At 40.3% G+C, this 24,430-nt stretch carries 15 protein-coding genes; 8 read left to right on the top strand and 7 right to left on the bottom strand.

Going from position 1 to position 24,430, the window contains the following annotated elements:
- Positions 1–339: 339 nt before the first annotated feature.
- Entirely contained in the window at positions 340–2,529 is a 2,190-nt protein-coding gene (locus tag H5087_RS19370; RefSeq protein ID WP_182673078.1) for a malate synthase G, read from the bottom strand.
- A gap of 239 nt (positions 2,530–2,768) precedes the next feature.
- Between H5087_RS19370 and H5087_RS19365 the strand changes: the two genes are divergently transcribed.
- Positions 2,769–4,370, top strand: a complete 1,602-nt coding sequence (locus H5087_RS19365) for an isocitrate lyase (RefSeq protein ID WP_138490125.1) — start codon at positions 2,769–2,771, stop codon at positions 4,368–4,370.
- A gap of 726 nt (positions 4,371–5,096) precedes the next feature.
- Here H5087_RS19365 and H5087_RS19360 read toward each other — a convergent pair.
- From H5087_RS19360 to H5087_RS19350, 3 genes are all read right to left on the bottom strand, one after another.
- Complete coding sequence (locus tag H5087_RS19360; protein ID WP_182673077.1) at positions 5,097–7,115, bottom strand: S9 family peptidase; 2,019 nt, start codon at positions 7,113–7,115, stop codon at positions 5,097–5,099.
- A 155-nt stretch (positions 7,116–7,270) separates the two neighbouring features.
- On the bottom strand, positions 7,271–8,005 hold the full coding sequence (locus H5087_RS19355; protein ID WP_182673076.1) for a 5-oxoprolinase subunit PxpA: 735 nt from the start codon (positions 8,003–8,005) through the stop codon (positions 7,271–7,273).
- Between the two features lies 1 nt (position 8,006).
- The gene (locus H5087_RS19350) at positions 8,007–9,818 is read right to left on the bottom strand and encodes a glycoside hydrolase family 3 protein (RefSeq protein ID WP_182673075.1); all 1,812 of its coding nucleotides are present in this window, start codon (positions 9,816–9,818) and stop codon (positions 8,007–8,009) included.
- A gap of 370 nt (positions 9,819–10,188) precedes the next feature.
- Between H5087_RS19350 and H5087_RS19345 the strand changes: the two genes are divergently transcribed.
- On the top strand, positions 10,189–11,706 hold the full coding sequence (locus tag H5087_RS19345; protein WP_182673079.1) for a sensor domain-containing diguanylate cyclase: 1,518 nt from the start codon (positions 10,189–10,191) through the stop codon (positions 11,704–11,706).
- On the opposite strand, the gene H5087_RS19340 is transcribed toward H5087_RS19345, so the two are convergent.
- Entirely contained in the window at positions 11,703–12,227 is a 525-nt protein-coding gene (locus tag H5087_RS19340; RefSeq protein ID WP_024596041.1) for a hypothetical protein, read from the bottom strand. The two genes, H5087_RS19345 and H5087_RS19340, sit on opposite strands and share 4 nt — an antisense overlap.
- Positions 12,228–12,376: 149 nt before the next feature.
- Between H5087_RS19340 and H5087_RS19335 the strand changes: the two genes are divergently transcribed.
- Entirely contained in the window at positions 12,377–16,399 is a 4,023-nt protein-coding gene (locus tag H5087_RS19335) for a rhombosortase-dependent M36 family metallopeptidase (RefSeq protein ID WP_182673074.1), read from the top strand.
- Between the two features lie 588 nt (positions 16,400–16,987).
- On the opposite strand, the gene H5087_RS19330 is transcribed toward H5087_RS19335, so the two are convergent.
- Entirely contained in the window at positions 16,988–19,069 is a 2,082-nt protein-coding gene (locus tag H5087_RS19330; protein WP_182673073.1) for a TonB-dependent hemoglobin/transferrin/lactoferrin family receptor, read from the bottom strand.
- Positions 19,070–19,208: 139 nt separating this feature from the next.
- Between H5087_RS19330 and H5087_RS19325 the strand changes: the two genes are divergently transcribed.
- Genes H5087_RS19325 through H5087_RS19310 form a run of 4 tightly spaced genes read left to right on the top strand, consistent with a single transcriptional unit; the run spans position 19,209 to position 22,568 of the window.
- Positions 19,209–20,018, top strand: coding sequence for a hemin ABC transporter substrate-binding protein (locus tag H5087_RS19325; RefSeq protein WP_182673072.1), 810 nt, complete (start codon positions 19,209–19,211; stop codon positions 20,016–20,018).
- Complete coding sequence (locus H5087_RS19320) at positions 20,015–21,067, top strand: iron ABC transporter permease (RefSeq protein WP_182673071.1); 1,053 nt, start codon at positions 20,015–20,017, stop codon at positions 21,065–21,067. Before H5087_RS19325 ends, H5087_RS19320 begins: the two co-directional genes overlap by 4 nt.
- A complete protein-coding gene (locus H5087_RS19315; RefSeq protein WP_182673070.1) occupies positions 21,064–21,852 on the top strand; it encodes a heme ABC transporter ATP-binding protein in 789 nt (262 codons plus the stop codon). The genes H5087_RS19320 and H5087_RS19315 overlap by 4 nt, the downstream gene beginning before the upstream one ends.
- Positions 21,849–22,568: a HugZ family protein gene (locus H5087_RS19310; RefSeq protein ID WP_182673069.1), complete on the top strand. Its 720-nt coding sequence runs from the start codon at positions 21,849–21,851 to the stop codon at positions 22,566–22,568. Before H5087_RS19315 ends, H5087_RS19310 begins: the two co-directional genes overlap by 4 nt.
- A 65-nt stretch (positions 22,569–22,633) precedes the next feature.
- Here the strand turns inward: H5087_RS19310 and H5087_RS19305 are convergent, their stop codons facing one another.
- On the bottom strand, positions 22,634–23,566 hold the full coding sequence (locus H5087_RS19305; protein ID WP_182673068.1) for a ChaN family lipoprotein: 933 nt from the start codon (positions 23,564–23,566) through the stop codon (positions 22,634–22,636).
- Positions 23,567–23,925: 359 nt separating this feature from the next.
- Between H5087_RS19305 and H5087_RS19300 the strand changes: the two genes are divergently transcribed.
- Positions 23,926–24,210: a hypothetical protein gene (locus H5087_RS19300; protein WP_182673067.1), complete on the top strand. Its 285-nt coding sequence runs from the start codon at positions 23,926–23,928 to the stop codon at positions 24,208–24,210.
- Positions 24,211–24,430: the final 220 nt, after the last annotated feature.

Below are 24,430 nucleotides of genomic sequence, written 5' to 3'. Positions count from 1 at the left end.
AACGCCATTAGAAACTTTATTAGATGGAAAATTGATCTGGGCTGAGAAAAATTTAGCTCAAATCTAGACTGACAGTCACCGATTAAAAAACGGGTAACTGTCAGATCAAGTCTGAGCTAGTACAATTAAATGTATACGATTAAAAGCCTTAAAAAGCGTGTTTTGTGTATGCAAAACACGCTTTTTTACGTTTGAATAAATGTTAGATATTCATGTGTATTATGCTTATTTGAATATATATTTTTAAAATGCCTTAAAAGTGCTGTTATTCTAATTTTAGGCGATAAAAAACCAGCTTAAAAGCTGGTTTAGTACTTAATTTTAACTTTGATTAAGCAGTTAAAGCGTATTCGACTTTTGTGCTTTATATTTTATACGGTAGCTATGTAGTAGTGGTTCAGTGTAACCACTAGGTTGGGTTACGCCCTCTAAAACTAATGCAGTAGCGGCTTGATAGGCAATGCTGTTATTAAGGGTTTCTTCGCTTGTTGCCATGGGTGTATACGCAGTGTCATGCTCGTTTTGTCCATCAACCACTTTGGCCATTTTAGCCATTGTTGATTTTATTTGCGCTTGTGAGCACACGCCATTTAGCAACCAATTAGCCATATGCTGGCTTGAAATACGCAGTGTGGCTCTGTCTTCCATTAAACCGATATGGTTAATGTCGGGTACTTTTGAGCAGCCTACGCCTTGATCAATCCAACGTACAACGTAACCTAAAATACCTTGTGCGTTATTTTCTAGCTCACTTTGAATATCTTCTTTTGAAAGCGTTTTAGGGTCTGTCATTAGCGGCGGTGTAAGCAGGTCATTAAGACTCGCAATAGTACGTTTAGCTATACTTTGCTGCTCAGTAAATACGTTTATATCGTGATAATGCATTGCATGCAGGGTAGCGGCTGTAGGGGAGGGCACCCATGCTGTATTAGCGCCTGATTTAGGATGAGCTTGTTTTTGCTCCATCATTAATGCCATTTTATCTGGCATTGGCCACATGCCTTTACCTATTTGTGCTTTATGACTTAAGCCACAAGCAAGGCCAATATCGACATTGCGATCCTCATAAGCTTGTATCCATGCTTGCTGCTTAATCTGTGCTTTTGGAAGTACAACGCCTGCTTGCATAGAGGTATGAATTTCATCGCCTGTTCTATCTAAAAATCCAGTATTAATAAATACAACACGCTCTTTAGCTGCGTAAATACACGCTTTTAGGTTTACAGAAGTACGGCGTTCCTCATCCATAATCCCCATTTTAAGGGTGTTTTTAGGTAAGCTTAGCGCTTCCTCTACTAAGCTAAATAAAGTGTTAGTAAATGCCACCTCTTCTGGGCCATGCATTTTTGGTTTTACTATATTAATACTTTGCGCGCTTGAGTTTTTGATACCTGTTTTTTTATTTAAGTCGTGCAGGGCAGCAGTGGCTGTAAACATCGCATCCATAATGCCTTCAAATACCGGTTGATTAAACACATCGGTAATAGCAGGGTTCGTCATTAAATGGCCAACGTTTCTAACAAACATCATGCTACGGCCTTTTAAAGTAACGGTGCCGCCATCAAGTGCGGTGTATGTTTTATCACTTTGTAGGGTACGCTCAACAGTTTTATCGCCTTTTTTAAACGATTCAACTAAGTTACCTTGCATCAACCCAAGCCAATTTTTATAAACTTGTACTTTGTCTTCTGCATCTACCGCAGCTACTGAATCTTCACAATCCATAATGGTGGTAAGCGCGGCCTCTAGCACTACATCTTTTAAGCCTGCTTTATCTGCTTGGCCAATAATGTGGTGGTGATCGATATGTAGTTCTATATGTAGGTCATTGTTTTTTAATAACACTACAGTTGGGTTTTGTGCTTCTCCTTGATAACCAATAAGCTGAGATGGGTTAGCTAATGTGGTTTGAGAGCTGTCACGCAAGGTAATTAAAAGTGCGCCATCTACTACTGAGTAATTCGTGCTTTCTATATGGGAGCCATTGGTCAGCGGCAATGCTTTATCTAAAAGCTGGCGAGCGTAGGCCATTACCTTAAAACCACGAACAGGGTTGTAGGTATTACCTTTTTCAGCCCCGTCATCTTCGCTTAACACATCAGTACCATATAAGGCGTCGTATAACGAGCCCCAGCGAGCGTTAGCGGCATTAAGAGCAAAGCGTGCATTACTTACAGGCACAACCAACTGAGGGCCTGCTGTAAGGGCCACTTCGGGCTCTACATTTTGGGTTTCAATTTCAAAGTTGGCAGGCTCTTTAACTAAATAGCCAATATCTTGCAAAAAGGCTTGGTATTTAGCGCTATCCCAGGTTTTATTAGCAAGATGGTAGTCGTCTATTTGCTGTTGAAGCAGCTCTCGCTTTTCAAGCAGTGCCTTATTAATAGGGGTAAGTGTTTGAACGATATGTGCAAAACTTTGCCAAAATTGTGACTCACTTAAGTGAGTGCCAGGGAGTAATTGATTTTTAACGAAATCAGCGAGTTGTGTGTCTACGCTGAGTCCTGAATGTGTGAGAGTGTGGGACATAGTTGCCTTCCTTTAAACGGTCGCGATGTTGTTGTGTGCTTGTGCGTAAGGCAACAATAACTCAAAAAGGCAATGTTGAGTGCTTTTTAGCCATTCACAAAATATATAGCCACAATAACAACTATAAATTTACTAAATCTAGAAAAGGAGCCTAATGTTGAATTAAGCGCTACGGAACACACTCCTAGCCACTCTCACAACATTAAAATAATTTACACACTCGTTCGAAGGATTTTATTATGACAACATATCAACGCGAAACAGACACACTTTCTACTCTTTGCCAAACACAAGGCAGCGCATGGAAAGCTATTAACCCTGAATACGCAAGTCGCATGCGTTTACAAAACCGTTTTCGCACAGGGATTGAAATTGCGCAATACACAGCAGACGTAATGCGTGAAGATATGGCTGCATATGACGCCGACACAAGCCAGTACACGCAATCTTTAGGCTGTTGGCATGGCTTTACTGCCCAACAAATGATGATGGCTATTAAGCGCCATCAAAAAACAACTAAACGCAGCTATGTATACTTGAGTGGCTGGATGGTTGCAGCGCTTCGCTCTGCATTTGGTCCGCTGCCAGATCAAAGCATGCATGAAAAAACATCGGTACCTGCGCTAATTGAAGAAATTTACACGTTTTTAAAGCAAGCTGATGCACGTGAACTAGATCACTTGTTTAACGACCTAGATGAAGCAAAAGCGAACGGCGGCGATGTTCAAGCTGTTATTGATAAAATAGACAACTTTGAAACCCATGTTGTGCCAATTATTGCTGATATTGATGCCGGTTTTGGTAACGAAGAAGCAACTTACTTACTGGCTAAAAAAATGATTGAAGCCGGTGCATGTGCCATTCAAATAGAAAACCAAGTATCTGACGCCAAACAATGTGGTCACCAAGCGGGTAAAGTTACCGTTCCACACGAAGACTTTTTAGCAAAAATTAACGCAGTACGTTACGCCTTTTTAGAGCTAGGTATTGATAACGGCATTATTGTGGCGCGTACAGATTCATTAGGCGCCAGCCTTACTCAAAAAGTACCTGTGTCGCAAACACCAGGTGATTTAGCAAGCCAATACAATGCATTTTTAGAAACTACGCCAATTAACGGTGTTGATGATTTAAATGAAGGCGATACGGCAATGAAAATTAATGGCCAGTTATGTAAACCAACTCGCCTAGATAACGGTTTATACCAGTTCCGCGAAGGCACTGAAAAAGACCGCGTAGTATTAGATTGTATTACTAGCTTGCAGTCGGGCGCTGATTTACTGTGGATTGAAACAGAAAAACCACATGTTAAACAAATTGCAGAACTGGTGAATCGTGTAAAAGAACAGGTGCCAAATGCAAAACTGGTATACAACAACTCGCCTTCGTTTAACTGGACCCTTAAGTTTCGTGAGCAAGTGTATCAAGAGTGGGAAGAAGCTGGCCGTGACCTTAGTGCTTACCCAAGCCTTGGCGATAATAAAGGCCTTATGGCACCAGAAATGGATGCAACAGAGCTTGCACAAGCAGCCGATTTACTAGTGCAAAACTTCCAGCGCGATGGCGCACGTGAAGCAGGTATTTTCCATCACTTAATTACTCTGCCTACGTATCATACAGCTGCGCTAAGCACTGATATTTTATCAGAAGGTTACTTTGGCGATATGGGTATGCTGGCTTACGTGCGTGATGTACAACGCCAAGAAATTCGCCGCGAGCAAGCTTCTGTTAAGCACCAAGACCTAGCAGGGTCTAACATGGGCGATACACACAAAGAATACTTCTCTGGTGATAACGCGCTAAAAGCCGGTGGTGAAGACAACACCATGAACCAGTTTTAATTCCTAACTAGATAGTGTTACTCAAGGGCCAATAGGCCCTTTTTTATTGTTTTAATTTTTATTTAGATCAGATTTTAACTAACCTGAGCTCTGGTTAAGAGATTTACTAACGTATTGAATCATGGTGATATTTGAATTTTTTCTCTAGCCAGAGATTTTCAGTCAAAACAAGGCGAATTTACGCGTCAATAGCTAGCCTATTGCAAGTAAATTCAACGCAGTTAGGGCTGAAAATAGCTGCTCGAGATAGATTTATTATCCAGAGTTCAGGTTAACCAAATCATGTTGGATCACTATTTAACTACCTGAGTGAATTTACAGATCAGAGTTTAACTAACCTTTCATAAAAGGGCATATTTGGGGTGATTTTGCTGTAAAAAGCGTTTACAACAACTTTAAAAGGCAGGTAAGTGACTGATTTTTGCTTTAATAGACAAACTTAGCGAATTTATAAACCGATTTTTTACTAACTTCTCCGTACGATAAAACAAAATTTTACTAACTGATAGGCTATAAACAGTGACTCAAACCGATTTTTTACCAACTCAAGTTGCAAAAAATGCTATAAACCGAAATTTTACTAACTGAAGTTTTAGCTAAGTCCGATATTTAACTGTCACAGAAGTGTAAAGGGGGTTTACAGTTTGAATACTACGGCGATAAATACAAAAGCCACTTATTTAAAGTGGCTTTTATTTGAGCTATAAATATTATACTAATTTTAGGTTATTTAGTGTGTTTATCAAACCACCATTGAATATAAGCAACTTTGGTCATTAAGTTTGATGGGCGAGCTGTAATACCATGCGATGCATCAGGAATTCGCACCATTGCAGTATCAACGCCTTGTAGTTTTAATGCTTGATAAAACTGTTCAGTTTCTGAAATTGGTGTTCGGTAGTCAGATTCCCCAGTGAGCAACATAGTAGGAGTTTTGACGTTTCCAACATAGCTAATAGGCGAGCGTTTCATGTAATGCTCAATGTGATCCCATGGTTTACCTGGGAACCAATAATCAGCAAAAAACGGGTAAAAATCGGCAGTTAGTACAAAACTGATCCAATTAATAACCGGTTTGGCAACTACAGCCGCAGCAAAGCGATCTGTATGACCCACAATCCATGCAGTTAATACACCGCCACCAGAGCCACCGGTTACAAACAATTTAGACTCGTCAATAAAGCCTTTCGCTATTAGCGCATCAACACCTGTCATTAAGTCGTCAAAATCGTTACTTGGGTAATTGTGATGAATAGTTTGTGCAAACCCTTTACCGTATGAATCACTACCACGTGGGTTCATGTATAAAACGATATTGCCTTTGGCTGCAAAAAGTTGAATTTCAGCGCTAAAATGTGGGCCATAATTAGCGACAGGGCCGCCGTGTATTTCTAGTATTAGCGGATATTTTTTACTGCTATCAAATTCAGGTGGGTAAGCAACCCAACCTTGGATTGGTAGCTCATCGTGACTTGATTTAATCCAAATTTCTTCCACTTTAGCCAAAGCTTTGTCACCCAATGCATCTGCATTAAGGGTAGTTAAACGCTGCACTTTACCGCGTTTAATTGTTGCTATATCAGCAGGGCGCCGGGTATCGGCAAGGGTAAAGGCTACCTCGCCATCTTCGCTTACATCAAAGTCGCCACCAGAATAAGGGCGTCCAAAGGCAACGCTGCCAATTTGCTCCGTTATTATTTTACGCTTACCACTACGTGGTTGATAGGCGAGGGCGGTTTGACCTTTATCGGCGTAACTAAAGTACACACCTTTTGAATTGGCACTCCATTTTATTTGCCCAACACTTCGATCAAAATTTGGCGTTAAGCTAGTTGTGTTACCTGTTTTTAAATCACGAATGTAAAGTTGAGCATTTTCGTAGTTAGTGCGTTTATCGTCATAACCTGTGTACGCTAAGTAACGACCATCGGGCGATACTTTAGGCTGCTCATCAGGACCATTTCGATCAGTAATTTCAGTTATACTTTGCGAGGCCAAATCGAGTTTATAAATTTCACTATTTGTGGGTTTTAGCTGGTTGTTTGTGTGCCTGTTCGCAGAAAAATAAAGTGATTTACCGTCTTTACTAAAACTTACATCGCCCGCGTTATCAAATTCATCATCAGTGAGTTGTTTAGCATTACCTCCGTTAGCATCTATGGAAAATAATTGGCTAAAACCTTTTTGTGTGTAACCGCCACCATCTGAACGGTAATAAACATCATCAATAAATTTGGCGGGCTTTGCCCAGGTTGCGCCTTTTGGTTTACCTGGTAAGCTCACTGGCGCTGAATTAGCGCTTGGGACAAACATGCTAAATATTAATTGGTTAGAATCAGGGCTCCATGTAATCGAACGTGGACTACTCGTTAAGTTACTAATTTTTGCCATAGCACCTGTTTTAAGCCATTTAATATATATTTGGCTGCTGCCATCGCGGGTTGATATAAACGCAAGGCGTTGACCATCAGGAGAGAGTACTGGCGAATAATCCATATGTACGCCAGAGGTTAGCGGCTGCATTTGTTTGGTTTTGTAATCAACAGACCAAATATTACCCACTTTGCGATCTGTTTTTATATCCATTCGGTTACGCACAAAATAAACAGTTTTACCGTCTTCGGTTATATCTATTTGATTAGCATATTCTAAATTAAACACGTCTTCCAGTTGTAGTGTATTTGTTTCAGCGTAGGCTAAATTGCTACAGCCTAAAATGAGGCTAAGTGTTAAAAGCTTTTTCATTTTTATCCCTGTTGTTACTTTTTTTAATTTGCTAAGTAGTTATATGTTAGGGATTATTAAATTAACAGTAGGATGCGATGAAGCTCTTATTTAAATCTATGAGTTAAAGCTGTAAAGGGGGTTTACAGCTTCTATTTGTGGTTGTGTAAAAGTGTTTAGTTAGCTGAGTTACACAGGGCTTTTATGTCTTTTATAAGCGCTATGCCATCAGCGTTGTCGCCATGTACGCATAAGCTATGGGCGTTGAGCGTTAGTTTTTTTCCAGTTTGTGTTGTCACGCTGCCATCGGATAAAAGCTGAGTTACTTGTTTTAGTAATGCAGCTTTATTGTGAACGCTACCCTCAAGTGTTCGTGACACTAAATGCCCGTCGTCGGTGTACTGCCTATCGGCGAATGCCTCAAGTATTAGATCAACTCCTGAATCTTTAGCTATTTGAATGTGCTTATTGGCATTTTTAGTCGCTAAAATCATTAGCTTTAAATCTATTGGGTAGCTGGCAATTGCATTTATAACGGTTTGTAATATTTTATCATTTTCCATCATGTCGTTATAAAGTGCGCCATGGGGTTTTACATAGCAAAGTGTTAAACCTTGTACTTTTGCCATCCCCTCAATAGCGGCTATTTGATAATGCAGGCAATTTGTAAGCTCTTTTTCGCTAAGTACCATTGAGCGCCTACCAAAGCCCTGCTTGTCTGGGTAGCTTGGGTGAGCACCAATTTGTACGTTATGTTGCTTGGCAAGTACAAGAGTGTTTGCCATTACGTCGGCATCACCTGCATGAAACCCACACGCAATATTTGCCATATCAATATGTGGCATAACGTTATCGTCTAGCCCCATTTTCCATGCGCCAAAGCTTTCGCCTAAATCACAATTGAGCTTCATATTAGTGCGCCTTTTGCGGTTTTATTGTGACAGGTAATACACCGTTAGCCGTTGCTTCTCCTAGTAACACTTTTGCAAGTGCGGTAAAAGCAGGACCAGACACAATATCGTTTTTATCTACATCAATATTATATGCATACGATGCAAGTACGGCATTTGCATAATCGCCAAATTTAGCAATGTCATAAGGTGCTCTTAGGCTTATAAATACAGTGCCTTTATTACTCTGCTTTGCCACTTTTAATAATGACTCAAGTGCTTTTGGCTGCTCTGCATTATTAAGTGCAAAATTTGAATCATCTATTAAATCATCCATACCGCCAATTTCGACCGCACTTTGATTAGGCGTTGCATTACCGGCGATAACTACATCAGCAGCCTGTATTTGTGCTTTTGCATGTGCTGGATTAAACCCTTGTAAACTACTACAGCTATAGTTAAGTTTCTGCTGGCTGATAGCTTCAATTGCTTGCTGCATTGCCATACATTTACGCGTGTCGGGCATAATAATATGAATATTACTTCCTGCTTTTAAATTAAGCGGCAAAGTACTGTTATTATTTTTAACCTCCGTTATTGCCTCTACAGCAAGCTGCGCTTCTATTTCGCGATGTGCTGCACTGCCAATTGTTTGCTTTGCATTTATGAGCGCGGTAATAGGGTCAAAATTAGTGCTTAATCTAAATTTATTTTTAAGTGTAATTATACGCTGTGCCGATTGTGCTATTTCTTGCTCATCAAGTTGATTTGATTTAACCGCTGCAACAAGATCTTTAATAAGATCATCGAGTTTATTTAAATCATCTGGTGTTCTAATTTCAATAGGCATTAGGGCAATGTCAGCTCCAGCGGCAAATGTATTTATTACCGCTTGAGTTGGCGTGAAGAAGTTACTAATACCAGCCATATCAAGTGCATCAGTTACTACAACTCCTTGGTAATTAAGCTCGCCACGTAAAATGTCAGTAATGATTGCGCGCGACATTGTTGCCGGTTTTATCATCGTTTTGCCATTAACACTTATAAACGTTGTGCTATCAATCGCTGGGTATTGAATATGCGCCGTCATTATCATACCTGGGTTTTGCTTGGCGATAATGTGTTTAAACGGTGCTAGGTCTTGCTCGTAAATAACTTCTTTTGCATGGTTTACTTTAGGCAAACCTGTATGGCTATCTACGTTTGTATCGCCGTGACCAGGAAAGTGCTTTAACGAGGTAATCACGCCATTGCTTTCAAATCCTGCAACCTGTGCGGCGCCCAATTTACTCACTAATGCAGGGTTTTCACCAAACGAGCGTACGTTAATAACTGGGTTGCCGGGATTCATGTTTACATCAACCGTGGGCGCGTAGTTTACATTTATACCCAGCGAATTTAGCTCTTTAGCTATTACTGTTGCTGTTTTTGTCGCAAAGCTTGTACCGTGTTTTTTGTAGGTTGCGCCAATCGACATATTACCGGTAAATGAGGTGGCAACATCGCGTGGTAAACGCGCTACACGTCCGCCTTCTTGATCTATTGATATAAATAGCGGCAGCTTACTACTGGATTTACTTGCAGCTGTTTGCAATTGGCTATTAAGCGCAATTGTTTGCTCTATCGATTGAGTGTTTTCAGAAAATAAAATTACCCCACCAATATCGTATTTTGCAATAGCGGTAGCGAGTTCATTAGGTAACTCGGTCATTGGAGTTCGGCATTTATTACTTACTCCTTGCTGGCAGAAGTAACGAAAGTCGAGTATTAGCTTTTGCCCAAGTTGTTGTTCAAGAGAAAGCACGGGTTTAGCAAGCGAGGATTGTAATGGCATTAAGCACCCAGATAAAAAAACGATAGACGATACAATACACTTATTTAGCAAAACACACTCCAAAGCTAAAAAGTAGATAAGTGTAAGCAGCTTAACTACTTTTTGAGGTAACTGCAAAAGAAGGATTTTTTGCAGAGGAACCAATAACGTATTGTAAAAGTTAAAGAAAATTTATAATTTTGCTATTAGCGAAAAGTTATATTTAGTTATATTTTTTGTGGCTTTGTTAATATTAGATAATAAATTTTCAAGAGGGTATAATTGCGGGCTTTATATACAATTATAGGTTCGGGTACTGAATACCTGTACTTAGGATGGCATACGTTTGCGAAAAAAATTATTAACGGCTTTAAATCTTCGATTTCTGATTTTGCTTTTAGCTATTACGGCTTCTATTAGTACTTTAGTAAGTAGCTTTTATTCTACCTACCAAGTACAAAAGGAGCAGTTAACGGCTTACACGCTAAAAAGTAACTATGCTTATGCCAATAAACTGGCATCAGCAACAGATAATTTTTTAGAATCCGCAATGCAACAACTGGCCTATTCAGCTAAAAAAATAGAGCAAAGAGTTGATGATGAAGATTTATTAAACCAAGAAGCGACCCGCTTACACTTACAAACGAATAGCTTTAACTCGGTTGTAATTAATAAGCATAGTGTTGTTGTCGCAACCTCTCCTAAATTTCCGCAACTTATTGGTGAATCAATCCACTCACCTGGCGCTGTACAAGCGCTACAAGAAAAAAGACCATTAATCAGCGCGCCTTATATGTCGGCTGCTGGGAACTTTATTGTTTTTATTTCTCATCCTTTGTTTGATCAAAGTGGAGATTACCTTGGTTATATTGGTGGCTCCCTTTATCTAAAGGAGCGTAATATTTTAAATAGCTTGTTAGAGCAGCATTATTATGAGGGTGGAACATATATTTATGTGGTCGATGCCAGTAGGCGAATTCTCTATCACCCAGATCAGGCACTAATAGGGACAGTCGTCACAAATAATTCAATCACTAATAATATGATTACAGGCCAAAGCGGTACTTCTATTGTTAAAAATAGCCAAGAGATAGAAATGCTAGCAGGCTTTTCCTCCGTGCCTAAAGCAAAATGGGTAATTGTCGCTCAGCGCCCTGTAAGAGCAACGCTTTCGTCACTTGATTTACTCATAACTGAAGTAATAAAACGTACATTACCGATGGCTGTTATTACGTTTCTTTTAATCGGTTTTTTTGCTCACTTTATTTCCAGGCCTTTAAAACAACTAGCAGACAAAGCAAATACACTTGACGATCCAACAAGTATTGAAGAGCTAAAAAGTGTTAAATCTTGGTACTTTGAAAGCCTAAGACTAAAAATTGCAATGCTCAATGGAGTTAATACTTTGCAAATGCAGATAGGTCAGCTTCGTCATGATGCGCAAACAGATCCCCTAACTGATACTCATAACCGTAGGAGTTTAAACGGTTTATTAAACCAATTGATGTTTAAGCAAACTCCATTTGCTATTTTAGAAATAGACATCGATTTCTTTAAGCGAGTTAACGATACCTTTGGCCATGATAAAGGAGATGAAGCTCTTAAATCGCTTACTGATATTATCAAAAAATTATCTCGAAAAGACGATATCGTAGCACGTATAGGTGGTGAAGAATTTGTACTTGTCTTGCCTAATGAAAACAGCCAAAGTGCGCTAAAAATAGCAGAGCGACTACGTGAAACTGTTGAGTCTACAAATATGGAAACTATCGGCTTTATAACAATTTCTATTGGGATTGCAACTTGGCCTGAGCACAGTAACGACATAGACCAAGTTTACAAATGTGCAGACAAAGCACTTTACCATGCGAAAGAAAATGGCCGAAATCAGTGCATTGTTGCTGATTAATAGTGTGTTTCGATAGGTGAATAGTTAATTGCAATTTCTACATTGCTCACTGAGCTATAGCTGTTTAGAGCACTAGACAATTGTGCAATATCAACATCCTTTTCAACAAGTAATGTGTAATTGTGAGCTGTTGACTTGACTAACTCATAATTATTTTTTAACTCATCAGGCACAGAATCGGTATTTAATGTAATTGTAAGAGTACCTGTTACTACCCCTTTTTGTTTTAAGTTCTGATTATAAATAACGTCGCCTTTAAATAACTGCTCAGAGTTAAAGATAAGTTTATCACCCGATGAATTTATGCTTTTAGATGCATTTTTAATAACACCTTGACTACTTTCTTTTTTAGGGAAAATAGTGTCACTTTTCTGGTTCTTAGATGATTCTTTTATAATGATTTCTGCTGTTTTAGGTTGTGCCTGAGAGTTGTTAACCTCTGTTTTTTCACTGTTATTACATGCAGATAGTAATAAAACTGCAATTATTGGCACTGCACTTGTAAAAATTATTTTTTGCATTCGTTTACCTTTGTTTACTTTTCTTTAAATTTAAAGCTATTCAGCCTTATTCAAGTCTGTATATTAACAACTTAACTAGGCGTTTACATAAAATAATCAATTTAAAAACATTAAGTGTTTAAACATAATAAACACAAACAGGTGGATACATGTCTCAATTTAAGTTAACAACTATTGCCATGGTTGTAGCATCAACATTAGCAGCAGGTGAGCTAACGGCCGCTGAACAAACTCGATTTTATGATGTAAGTGCTACAAATGCAGTTACTCAGGGTACTTCTTTAGCTGCTGTTCAGCAGAGAACCTTAGCGGAACGCGCCACTGTATCGGGTCAAAAATCTATTTACGATGCACAAATGGGTAAAGCAACATTTTTATGGCAAGCAATAGGTCAGCGTAAGCCTGACATGGATTTAATCGCACCTGATAACCGTAATCAATATGCTGCTGACTTTTATATTGAAACTTTAACAGGTATTAGTAATCGTAAAGCAACAGCATCTTCTGCTGTTATGGTTGATTTATCAGAGCAAAAACGCGGTTCTATTAGTGCAAAATACAAACAACAAGTAAACGGTGTTGAAGTTTTTAACCGCGAATACAACTTGTTAATGGATAAAGAGTACAACCTAGTAGCAAGTTCGGGTTATTTTGCTGATACGTCGTCATCTAAAAATAAACTTGCTGCGTTAACTGGTTTTGTAAGCTCTGAGCAAAGTATAAGAAAAGCATTTAGTGAATTAGCAAATATTGATGTCTCACTTCGTAAAATTGGTAACGAAGGTGGATATGCAAAATATGAGGCTAAATCATTAGATGATTCTAAGATTGTTTTAGGTACACCACGTGCAAAAGAAGTGTTTTTTGAAGTTGCAGGCGAGCTTAAATCAGCTTACTACATTGAAGTAGAAGTAGCAGAAGCAGGCTCTTTAGAAAGTGACTACTTTAGCTACGTAGTAGATTCAAATAACAGCAAAGTATATTTTGCGAAAGATTTGAAATCTCATGCAGCTGACTTTAATTACCGTGTTTACGCTAACCAAGATGGCTACCCAATGGAAAGCCCGCACGGTGATGTAATTCCTGCAGATGGCCCAGGACAAGTAGACGAGACTGAGATTTTAGACGCGCCAATGGTATCTCTATCTTACTACAGCAAACTAAGCACAATGGACCCATGGTTAGCTGATGACGCAACAACAACATCAGGTAATAACGTATTTGCTTACGCAGATGTGGTTGCACCTCAAGACTTTAGTGAAGGTGACTTTACCGCTGAAACAACAGCAGATTTCACATTTGACTACCCTTATCGAGTAGATGAAGTCGCAAATAGCTACGCAAACCGTAAAGCGGCTATTGTTAACTTGTTTTACATGAATAACTTTTTACATGATTTTTTCTATGACCATGGCTTTGATGAAACGTCAAATGTAGCGCAGGTATCTAACTTTGGTCGTGGCGGCGTAGAAGGTGACCCGATTGAAGCACAGGCTCAAGATAACTCAGGTCGTAATAACGCAAATATGTCTACGCCAGCTGATGGTGCTAGCCCACGTATGCAAATGTACTTGTACAACAGTAAAGATGCCACTGTTGGTGTAGATTTTGGTATTACAGTAACTTCACATGACTCTTTAGGCCTTTTAGCTTCAACAAAAGAATCTGGCTTTGGTAAATACCAATTCAGTGATGTGGCTGCAGAAGTTGTTCGTTTAGATGATGGAAATACAGTAGATTCAACAAGTATTAATGATGGTTGTGAGCCTGCTATAAATGCTGCTGAACTAGCAGGGAAAATTGCAATTGTAGACCGTGGATCATGCTCATTTACAATTAAAGTAAAAAATGCACAAGATGCAGGTGCAATAGCAACTATCGTTGTTAATAATGACCCAGATACGGCAGAACCGGCACCAATGGGCGGTGAAGACGATACTGTAACCATTCCAAATATGGGTTTAAATTACGCTGATGGTCATGCAATGTATGACCTAATTGATGCTGGTGAAGTTGTTACTGTAGACATGTTTACCAAAGCAACATTAAAAGATGGTACGTTTGATAATGGTATTATTGCTCATGAATGGGGTCACTACATTAGTAACCGCTTAGTCGGTAATTCATCAGGCCTTATTAACTTCCAAGGCCGCGCAATGGGCGAAGGCTGGGGCGATTTCCACTCATTAATGTTTATCGCTAAAGAAAGCGATATAAATATTACAGGTAACGATAAGTTCCAAAAAGCATATGGTAGCGGCACATTTGTAGAAGACTTCTACTTCGGTATTCGTCGTCTTCCTTATTCAACTGATACAGATGTAAATGCATTGTCGTTCCGCCATATTACTGAAAATGCTGGTGCTGATATTGGTATATCACCAACAAGCGTGGCTTCTCCTCATGCTGCCGGCGAAATTTGGGCAACTGTATTATGGGAAAACTACGTAGCGCTTATCAACGAGCATGGCTTTAATGAAGCACAAACTCGAATGGCAGATTACTTAGTTGCAGGTTACAAATTAACACCTATAGCACCAACCTACACTGAAGCACGTGATGCTATTTTAGCTGCTGCCTATGCAGTAGACCCTGCTGATTACAAGTTAATGGTAGGTGCATTTGCTAAACGTGGTATGGGTCTTGGCGCAGTATCGCCAGATCGTTTCAGTAATGACCTTACTGGTGTGGTTGAATCAGATAAAACACAGCTTTCTAGCTATGCATTTGCAAGTGCTGACTTAAACAACATGTACAATGGTACAGAGCTTGGTTTTTGTACTAACGACAATATTTTAGATAAAGGCGAAACGAGTACGGTTAGCGTAACAATTACTAACCGTGGTAGTGAAGTACTTAGTGGTACAACAGCGCAACTGACAGTTATAAGCGATCATGATGTAACATTTGAAAATGATGGTTTACTTACTTTTGGTGAAGTTCAACCGTACGAAGCAATAACTAGTAACGATATTAAAGTTACTTTGAACGAAGCGGGTACAGCTGAAACACTAGAAATTGAAGTCACATTCCCTGAAATTGAAACGGACGATGATATCGTTGAAGCACTTGATCAAACACTTACGTTTGAAGTAAATATGGGCTTTAAGTCAGAAATGCCTGTTGGAGCTGTAGTTTCAGATGATATGGAAGTAGCAAGTTCATCACTATTAGATTTAAAAGAAAACGTAATGTTTGGCGGTGACTTAGCTGTTGGCACTCAGGTTATGGATAATAGTGGTAATATTGCCTTCTTTGAACAAGGTGGGTTTGAGCTAGGCACACAGGCAATGCGCCTTGTAAATAATGGCTTCCAATCAGATGTAGCAATAGAGAGTAAGCCATTCGAAGTTGGTTACTCAGGCGACTTTGAAATCTCGTTTTGGCATTTCTATAGTATTGAGCAAAACTGGGATGGTGGTGTTGTAGAAGTTAGTGTTAATGGCGGTGACTGGGTTGATGCCACTGAAATTGGCGGCACATTTGATGTTGGCTATGACGCTGTTCTAATCGAAAACGATTCTCAAGAGCTTCAAGAACGTGAAACATACACAGGTAATAACGTACAAGATAGTGGCGCGTATGGTAATTATGAAACTATCAATTTTGGTGATGCTCTAAACGGCAACTTAGTAAAAGTACGCTTTAGAATCTCATCAGATGGCGCAGTTGATGATTTAGGTTGGTGGATTGATAACCTAACTATGTCTAACGTTTTATCTCCTGTATTTTCAGAGCTTGTAGCGGGTGATTCACTAGCATGTGACAACGCAGCTCCACTTGTTTTAATCGAAAGTGTATCAGCGGAAATTACTGAATCGGCTACAGGAACAATTACAGCAACAGCGTCAGATCGCAATGGTCAAACACTAACTTATGCTTGGACTCAGGTTAGCGGTAGTGCTGCTACGCTCACAGGTACTGATACAGCAACTTTGAGCTTCACACCTGCAGCTATTACTGCAGATGAAGAGCTTGTTTTTGAAGTTGCCGTAAGTGATGGTGTAACAACTGTGACTCAACAAAGTACTGTAATGGTAAAAAATGAGGCGGTAGCAACAGTGCCTGTAACTGAATCAAAATCTAGCGGTGGTGGTAGTTTTGGCTTTATAGCTTTATTATTTACTCCATTAGTATGGTTTAATAGACGCCGTAAAAACGTTAGTAAATAAGTTTAAATAACATCCCGTCATCTCTAAATACATGACGGTTTTAATGAAAGGCCAGTTGCGTTAGCATCTGGCCTTTTTTATACACTTAGTTTGATGCTTTTAGTCCTGAGTACAGCAAATATATAAACCAAGTTTACAAATGTGCTGACAAAGCACTTTACCATGCAAAAGAACATGGCCGTAATCAGTGCATTGTTGCTGCTGATATTAGCTAACCACTGCTTAGCTAAGTAATACTTTGCATTGAACTTAAATTGATAAATTCTCTACAAAGAGTGCATGAGTTTATTAAGCCAGCCATCAGCTTTTGATGGTTTGTAAATCATTACTATGTCTTCGCTATAGTGACTGTTAACCCCCTTTACAGTAAATTTTTTAAGCCCTAAATCATCAATCACAAAGTTTGGTAAATATGCCAACGTCTAGCTACTTTGTACCACCTCTATTAATGCACTTCCAATTAGAATCTAGGCAACTCGCTTTACTAAAAAATTAATATGGGTGTCATTTATAAATATCAAAAAATAAACTCAACAAACGCTGCAGCTTCATGCAGCGTTTGTTGCTATTTAATTTTCTAGGAGCTAATTAAAACTCATAGCTTATTTTGGCTGAAAAGTTACGCCCAGGTTGGGTGTATTGGCTAAAATCAGCAGCTTGTGATTGACCTGCAATCAACTCAAAAGGTACATATTCTTTATCGAGCAAGTTAAGTACACCTACATTTAGCTGCCACGCTTGCCATTCGTAGTTTGCGTATAAATCAACAACGCCGTAGCCATGTCCTTGCGTAGTTTTGTTACCGTTTGTATCAAGTACTACATCCGATTGCGATTTAGCCAAACGCAACGCGGCGGTCCAGTTAATATTACCCTGTTCTGTACTTAACAATACTGAGCCATTTAACGGGCTAATGCTGGTAAGTGGCTGATCGGTTTCTTTATTTTCACCATCAACGTAAGCCACGTTTGCCTCTAGTAGTATATTTTCAGCTACATACATGGCAATTCCGGCTTCCACACCGCTTATTTGTGTTTCGCTAATATTTTGGTACTGATACAGCGTTTTGTTTACGCCAGGAATGTACGTTGGCTCAACACCCACTACGGCGGTTTCTATAAAGTCATCGTATGCTGCATAAAAAGCACTTAAATTTACGCTAATTTCGCTGCTGGCGTATCTTAGCCCAAGCTCAAACGAATCACTGCTTTCAGGGTCTAAATCGGCGTTTGGTAATATTTGATAAAACGGTTCAACGCCGTGGCTTTGATAGGCTTGGTCGTGTGGTGGTATTTTAAAGCCTCGTACGTATTGCCCGTACCACGATAAGTTATCATCCACTTGGTATATAGCACCTAGCTTAGGCGAAAAAGCAGATTCGGTAATATCACCAAGCTGCGCATCGGCGTATAGCTCATCATTTTTAGCCTCTAGGGTGTAGTAATCATATCGCACACCCGCAATAACCGACCACGCGCTATTATTAAACGAGATACTGTCTTGTACATAAGCGCCAATTAAAGAGGTATCAGCCCCCGGGAATGCTTTTTGTTTTTGGTCTGTAAAATCAACAGTGCCATCGGCTAAAATACGGGTTTTAAAACGTGGGCGGGTGGTGTCGTATAAGTCTATATCAATCCCGTATACCACTTCATGATCGGCACCCTCTGCGTTAAACCCTTTATTAAATACCGCTTTTAAACCTAAAATATTTTGCTCAAAACGATAGTCGTTATAATCGGTGTAGGTGCTTGCGCCACTAATTTGATCGCTTTGTTGCTCGTAACTACTATAAGACATTTGCCCGTACCATTTATCAAACGCAGCGGTTGCTACTTCTGAATAGTAATCGAGCGCCAGTGACCAACTCGTGTCATCTTCTTCGGTTTCTTGAACAGCGGGGGTTATTACTTGCTCAGTTGTTTGATTAAAGTAATCAAGGGTGTATTTAAGTGTGCGTTTTTCATCAAGCTGTTGCTCAAATTTAACTAATAAAGCATCCGACTTAGCATCATAACCGGGTAAGTTTTCGTCATAGTTTTGTACTTCTTCGCTATCGCGGTGGCTATACACGGCACTTACTGCAAAGTCGCCTAAGTCTTTTGCCGCAGTAATATCGGCGGCAACTTGATTACTTTGACCTTGATACCCAAGCGCCATTTTTACAAAGCTGCTGTTATTTTTTAAATAATCACTAGGATCTTTAGTGGTTATAACCACAATGCCACCAAGTGCATCAGAGCCATATAATGACGATGCAGCACCTTTGGCTACTTCTACTTGTTTTACACCTGCTACGTCAAAATAATTACGGCCAACTAAATAGCCCCCTCCACCTGCATAACCATCGTTGGTGCGTCGGCCATCTTTTATAAATACAACCCGGTTACCACCAACACCACGTACTGTAAGTGTTTGCGCGCCTGCGCCACTGCCTGTCGTTGCAATGCTTGGGTCGTACTTAAACATGGTTTGTAAATCTACAGCTAGCTGACGCTCTATGTCTTGCTCGGTAATAACAGTGACGGAGCCTGTTACATCTTTAAGCTTTTGCTCAAAGCGCGAGCCACTTACAACAATATGATCGTCAATTATGTTTTCGGCAATGGCAGTGCCCGAGCCGAGTAGTAAGGTTGCTATAGCAGTAAATCTAAACGCAGAGGGATTCATTTTAACTCCAAATGATAATAGTTATTATTTATGGCCGAGATGTTACAACTAAGACAAAATAAGATCAATTAATTATGATAATCATTTTCATTTAGATTTAACTGGTTATAATAGCCAAAAAATAAAACCGGAGTGTGTAATGAAATACCTATTTATATTGTTTGCTTTAATGGCCCAATCTGCACTTGCACAAGAGCGCGTTATTAGCGCTGGCGGCACCCTTACTGAAATAATTTATGCGCTAGGCAAACAAAATACCCTTGTAGCTGTTGATCAATCGAGCATGTACCCGCACCAAGCCACGCAATTACCGCAAGTGGGCTATTATCGCGATTTAGCTGCAGAAGGCGTACTTTCAATGCGTCCAACCAGCTTGTTAGCGCTTGAAGGCGCAGGGCGAAGCCAAGCACTTAAGCAAATTGAGGCAACAGGAGTTAAGCTAATTCATTATAAAAAGCCGACCTCAGTTAACGAGCTACTTGAGCTAATAAAACGCTTAGGTGACGATTTAAACGCTAAGCAAAAAGCACAAACACTTATTACGCACATTACAAAATCGTTACCTGAAAAAGCAAAAGCGCAAACACACAGCGCGCTATTTTTACTCTCAGCTAATGAGCGCGGGCTTGTTGCCGCCGGGCAAGAAACCGTCCCTAATTTATTATTTAGCTATGCAGGCATTACTAATATAGGCGCTACGCATTCAGGCTTTAAAGCAATAAATAGTGAAGTACTGGCTATAAATCAGCCCGACTTTTTAGTAGCCCCAGCCCACGTTGTACAAAGCCTTGGCGGTAAGCAGGCTTTTTGTGAGCAACCTACACTACACTTATTAAAAGCGGCGCAAACCTGTAACTTACTTGTAATGGATAGCCTACTTTCGCTTGGCATGTCGCCGCGTATAGCCACAGCAATTAATGAGCTTGACGAGTATAAAACTCGCTTATGAACACCCTAACATTGAGCCGTTTTAAGCCTGTAACACTTAGCCAAACCCATAAATGGATGCTATTAGCCTCTGTGTGTATTTTTGCTTTGGCGCTACTTAGCATAGGGTACGGGCCAGCAGGGTGGGATTGGCGTTTAGCCATTGCTTGGCTTGCGCCCGAGTACTTTAATCAGTTTGATGCGCTGCAAATTAATGTCGTAATGCAAATACGTTTGCCACGCTTTGTGCTTGCAGTGCTTGTAGGGTTGGTGCTTGCCCAAACTGGCGCGTCAACGCAAGCGCTGTGCCGCAACCCATTGGCCGACCCATCTATTATAGGCATTAGTGCGGGTGCGGCTATGGTTGCTGTGGCGTTTATAGCACTTAGCGCGCAGTTTAATTTTAACGCGCAGTTGTATTTACCTTATGCGTCGTTTTTAGGGGCGCTTGGTGTTACCTCGCTGGTATATTTTATTGCCAAGCAGCAAGGGCAAATTAATATCACCACACTTATATTGGTGGGGGTTGCTATTAACGCATTAGCCTTTGCGGTTATTGGACTACTGAGCTTTTTTGCCGATGACAGTGCATTACGATTAATAAATTACTGGACCATGGGCTCATTAGGCGGAGCAAGCTGGAGCACGATTATTCAAGCTGCGCCGTTACTGTTTATCAGCCTAATTGGCCTGTGGCGGTTAAAAGAGCCCATGAACTTACTCCTTATTGGCGAGTCACAAGCTCAGTACCTAGGGGTAGACACCAACAAGCTCAAACTATATGTAATTATACTTGTTGCACTAGGAGTAGGGGCGGTTGTGGCACTTACCGGCTTAATAGGGTTTGTTGGATTGGTAGTCCCGCATATTGCCCGCTTAATGGTGGGGCCGCATTTACGTAATATGCTGCCGCTTTGTATGCTAATTGGCGTAGTGGTATTGCTACTTTCTGACTGGCTAGCACGCATTGTGATCATGCCATCAGAGCTACCCATTGGCATTATTACTGCATTATTGGGTGCGCCATTGTTTATTTATTTAATAGTGAAAAATAAGCGAGGTTGGTCATGATCACGTTTAACAATCTAAGCGTTGGCTTTGATAATCACAGCGTTTTAAACGCTATTAATGGCAGCGCTAAACAAGGGCAACTTGTAGCACTACTTGGTGAAAATGGCGCAGGTAAATCTACCTTGCTGCATACCTTAGCAGGTATGCACTCCTTTACAGGCAGTGTACTCTTTAATGCTAAGCCGCTGGCCTCTCACGCTAAAAAAAGCCTAGCCACACAGCGTGCAGTAATGATGCAAGCTAACCACGTAGGGTTTGATTTTACTGTATTTGAGCTTATTGCAATGGGCCGTTACCCGTATGTAGAGTCATTAAAAATGCAAAGCGAAAAAGTAAATAAATACGCCGCTATTATGGATTTAAGCCATTATTTAACTCGCCGCGTAAGTGCGCTTTCGGGCGGAGAGCAACAACGCGTGCATATGGCGCGTACTTTAGCGCAGCTAAACGCTTTTACACAATCAGCCGAGCCAAAACTAATGCTGCTCGACGAACCTACATCAGCACTTGATATGCGCCATCAACATGCTTTGCTCAGCTGCGTTAAAGCGTTTGTAGGGCAGGGTAACAGCGCCATTATTGCAATACACGATCTAAATTTGGCCAGCCTTTATGCAACCGACGCTATTTTGCTGCACAACAAAAAAGTGCTGCAAAGTGGGCCTATAAACACCGTATTAACTGAACAAAATTTACAACAAATGTACGCCATGAAACTGCACGTAAACCCTCACCCTTATAACGATGCACCCATGGTTTTTTCTCAACGTCAGGAGTTTTTATGAGAGAGCAAGCGTTAAACGATGCACGTACCTTGGTTTACAAAACCAATGCCGGTGTCATGTCGACTATTTCTAATAATTTACGCGGCTACCCGTTTGGCTCAGTAACCCCCTATATGTGCGACGAACAGGGCCGTGTTTACTTTTTTATTAGCGATATAGCCCAGCACACTAAAAATCTAAAGCACGACTCTCGTATGAGCCTAACTGTATATGATGCCGCCGACTACGGCGATCAAAACGAGCACGGCCGCGTAACACTCGTAGGCGATGGCTCTATTGTGCCAAGTGAGCAAGCACACACTTTACTTGATAACTATATTGCCCTATACCCCGAAGCCGCTAGCTATCGCAATGCGCACGACTTTCAGTTATGGCAATTAGACGTAGTGCGAGTGCGTTACATTGGCGGCTTTGGCAAAATATTTTGGCTTGAACAAATCGAGTGGCAGGGCGAGGCAAAAAACTGGGATGAAAGCCAACAGCAAAGCATGATTAACCATATGAATGAAGATCACCAAGATGCTATGTCGCTCATATTAATGCAGCACTACGGCGTAGCCGATAACACCCCAATAATGAGCGGCCTATTACCCACTGGTTTTTATATACAAAACCAAAAGCGTAATTATTTTATTAACTTTAAAACCCAGTGCAACAGCCCGTTAGAGGTACGTAAAGCGCTGGTTGAGCTAACCAACCAAGCCCGAAATAACTAAACTAAATACATGACGACATAGTTAACCTGAGCCCTGGTTAAGAGATTCACTAACTATGTCTTATTTTATAAGCAAGCTGTTTGCTCGCCTCGCTTGCCTAACGCTTTAAAAGCGGCTTGCTGATGTTCTTTTTGTACATAACGGGTTGGCAAAGGGTTAACCTGCAACTGATACCCACTTTGATTAGCTTGCACATTCGTTACCGGCGATATCCACACAACATTTAGCTCTGGCGCTAAACGCTTAATAACGCGCGCTATACCTTCGCCATTTTTTACATGAAAATCGCCCGCTATATGCATTATTTGCGCATCTTTATGATTATTTAAATAGTTAACGATAGACTCCCCCATGGTTTCATCCCAGGTAACTTGCGCAGCATAATAATTCTCGTTTTGACTCGGCGAGCCGTGGTGCATTGAGGTCATAAAACGTTGTTTATAATCACTGGGGGACGTATCAATAGCGGCTGCAATATAGCTCTGCTGTATTTCATCAAGTTTATTTAGGTAGCTTATGCCTTGCCTGCCAATACAGGTGACTATATTTTTAGGGGCATTGGCAGCGATTACATCGCTATTGTTCGCTTTAGTCAGCTCTACCAACGCACGGTAATCACTTTTGTAGTTAGGCCACGCTTGGGTGTTATCAATTAAGTATTGCTCACCAATTTCACCTTTAACATACTGGTTTAAAATAAGCTGATCGACACGGCTAAATTGTTCAAGCGAAAGGGCAGTGCGTTTATTACTTTTGCTTAATTGCTCAAATAACTCAGCCTGAAATAAATGCACGCCCGAGTGTGTATGCCATTCACCTACTAAAACCACATCGGCATTTAATAGCGTGGGCTCTAATAATATAGAGCTAACAGGCTTTGCTTGTGCATTATAAAGTGCTGAGTAATACAACGATGAGCTTTTATCAGGCGGCGCAGTGGCTGTACTACAACCACTCAAACCCATAACTAACGCCAGAGTTAACATAGACTTTTTCATACACACCTTTCAAAACCCGTTAATGCAAATAATTATCAATATCATATATTTATAAAACCTATTAAGCCAGCCAAAAACAGTAAAAAATAAATAAGCAAAGAAGATCAAATAAGACATTGTAGAGTGCAATTGATAGGCAGTTATGAGCGAGCAGCGGTCATTCAGAGGGGGTGTCATTAACTTAGCGAGAATAAGAGGAAGCCTTCCTCTTTTTTACATGTATATATAAATATCAGAAAGCATAATATTTATAGCTAGCAATAACTTACACTATTTGCTATTAATAGAAACTCATACAATAAGGACGTTTTCGCGCTAACAAAGGGAAAGTGTCCTCTGATAGAGTTGTTAGGTTGCATATGAGCACTGAGATTGAACCAATGTATGTTGATTGTGGCGAACATGGTAAGCGAGTTGCAGCCGTCGTCTGTTGCCATTTGTTGAAACCAGAAGGTGTACCTGTAGGCTTTATTGAAAACTCTAGCGAACCTAATGACCTTCAAGCGTGGTGTTCCAAATGTGAAGCCTTGTTTGATGAAGAAGATGGTATGACTAAGAAGTTTCGAGCCTTTAATAAAATGTCAGTTGTGTGTGTCAATTGTTATGAAACATCAGCTGATTATCACAGCGTCGAGGCTCAATAGTGTTTGTTGTAGACCAGCAACCTAACAAGCCAAGTCAGCGGGAATTTTACTCGCTGAAAAACGCTCTTAAAATCCCCTGCTTGGGGCGTTACCACCGTCCGCTTCACGCCCTGAGGCATTCAACAAGCTTTTTCTACCACTAAAAGAGGAGAACCTTTCTCTTTTAGTGCTTTTAAATATTTTGATTCATCATAAGCTTTTCCTGTTTTCCAGCACCTAA

The sequence above is a fragment of the Pseudoalteromonas sp. SR43-7 genome, assembly GCF_014163785.1.
Classification (GTDB): Bacteria; Pseudomonadota; Gammaproteobacteria; order Enterobacterales; family Alteromonadaceae; genus Pseudoalteromonas; species Pseudoalteromonas distincta.
Note: the sequence above shows the minus strand (reverse complement) of the source record. Positions and strands in the feature narration are given on the sequence as shown.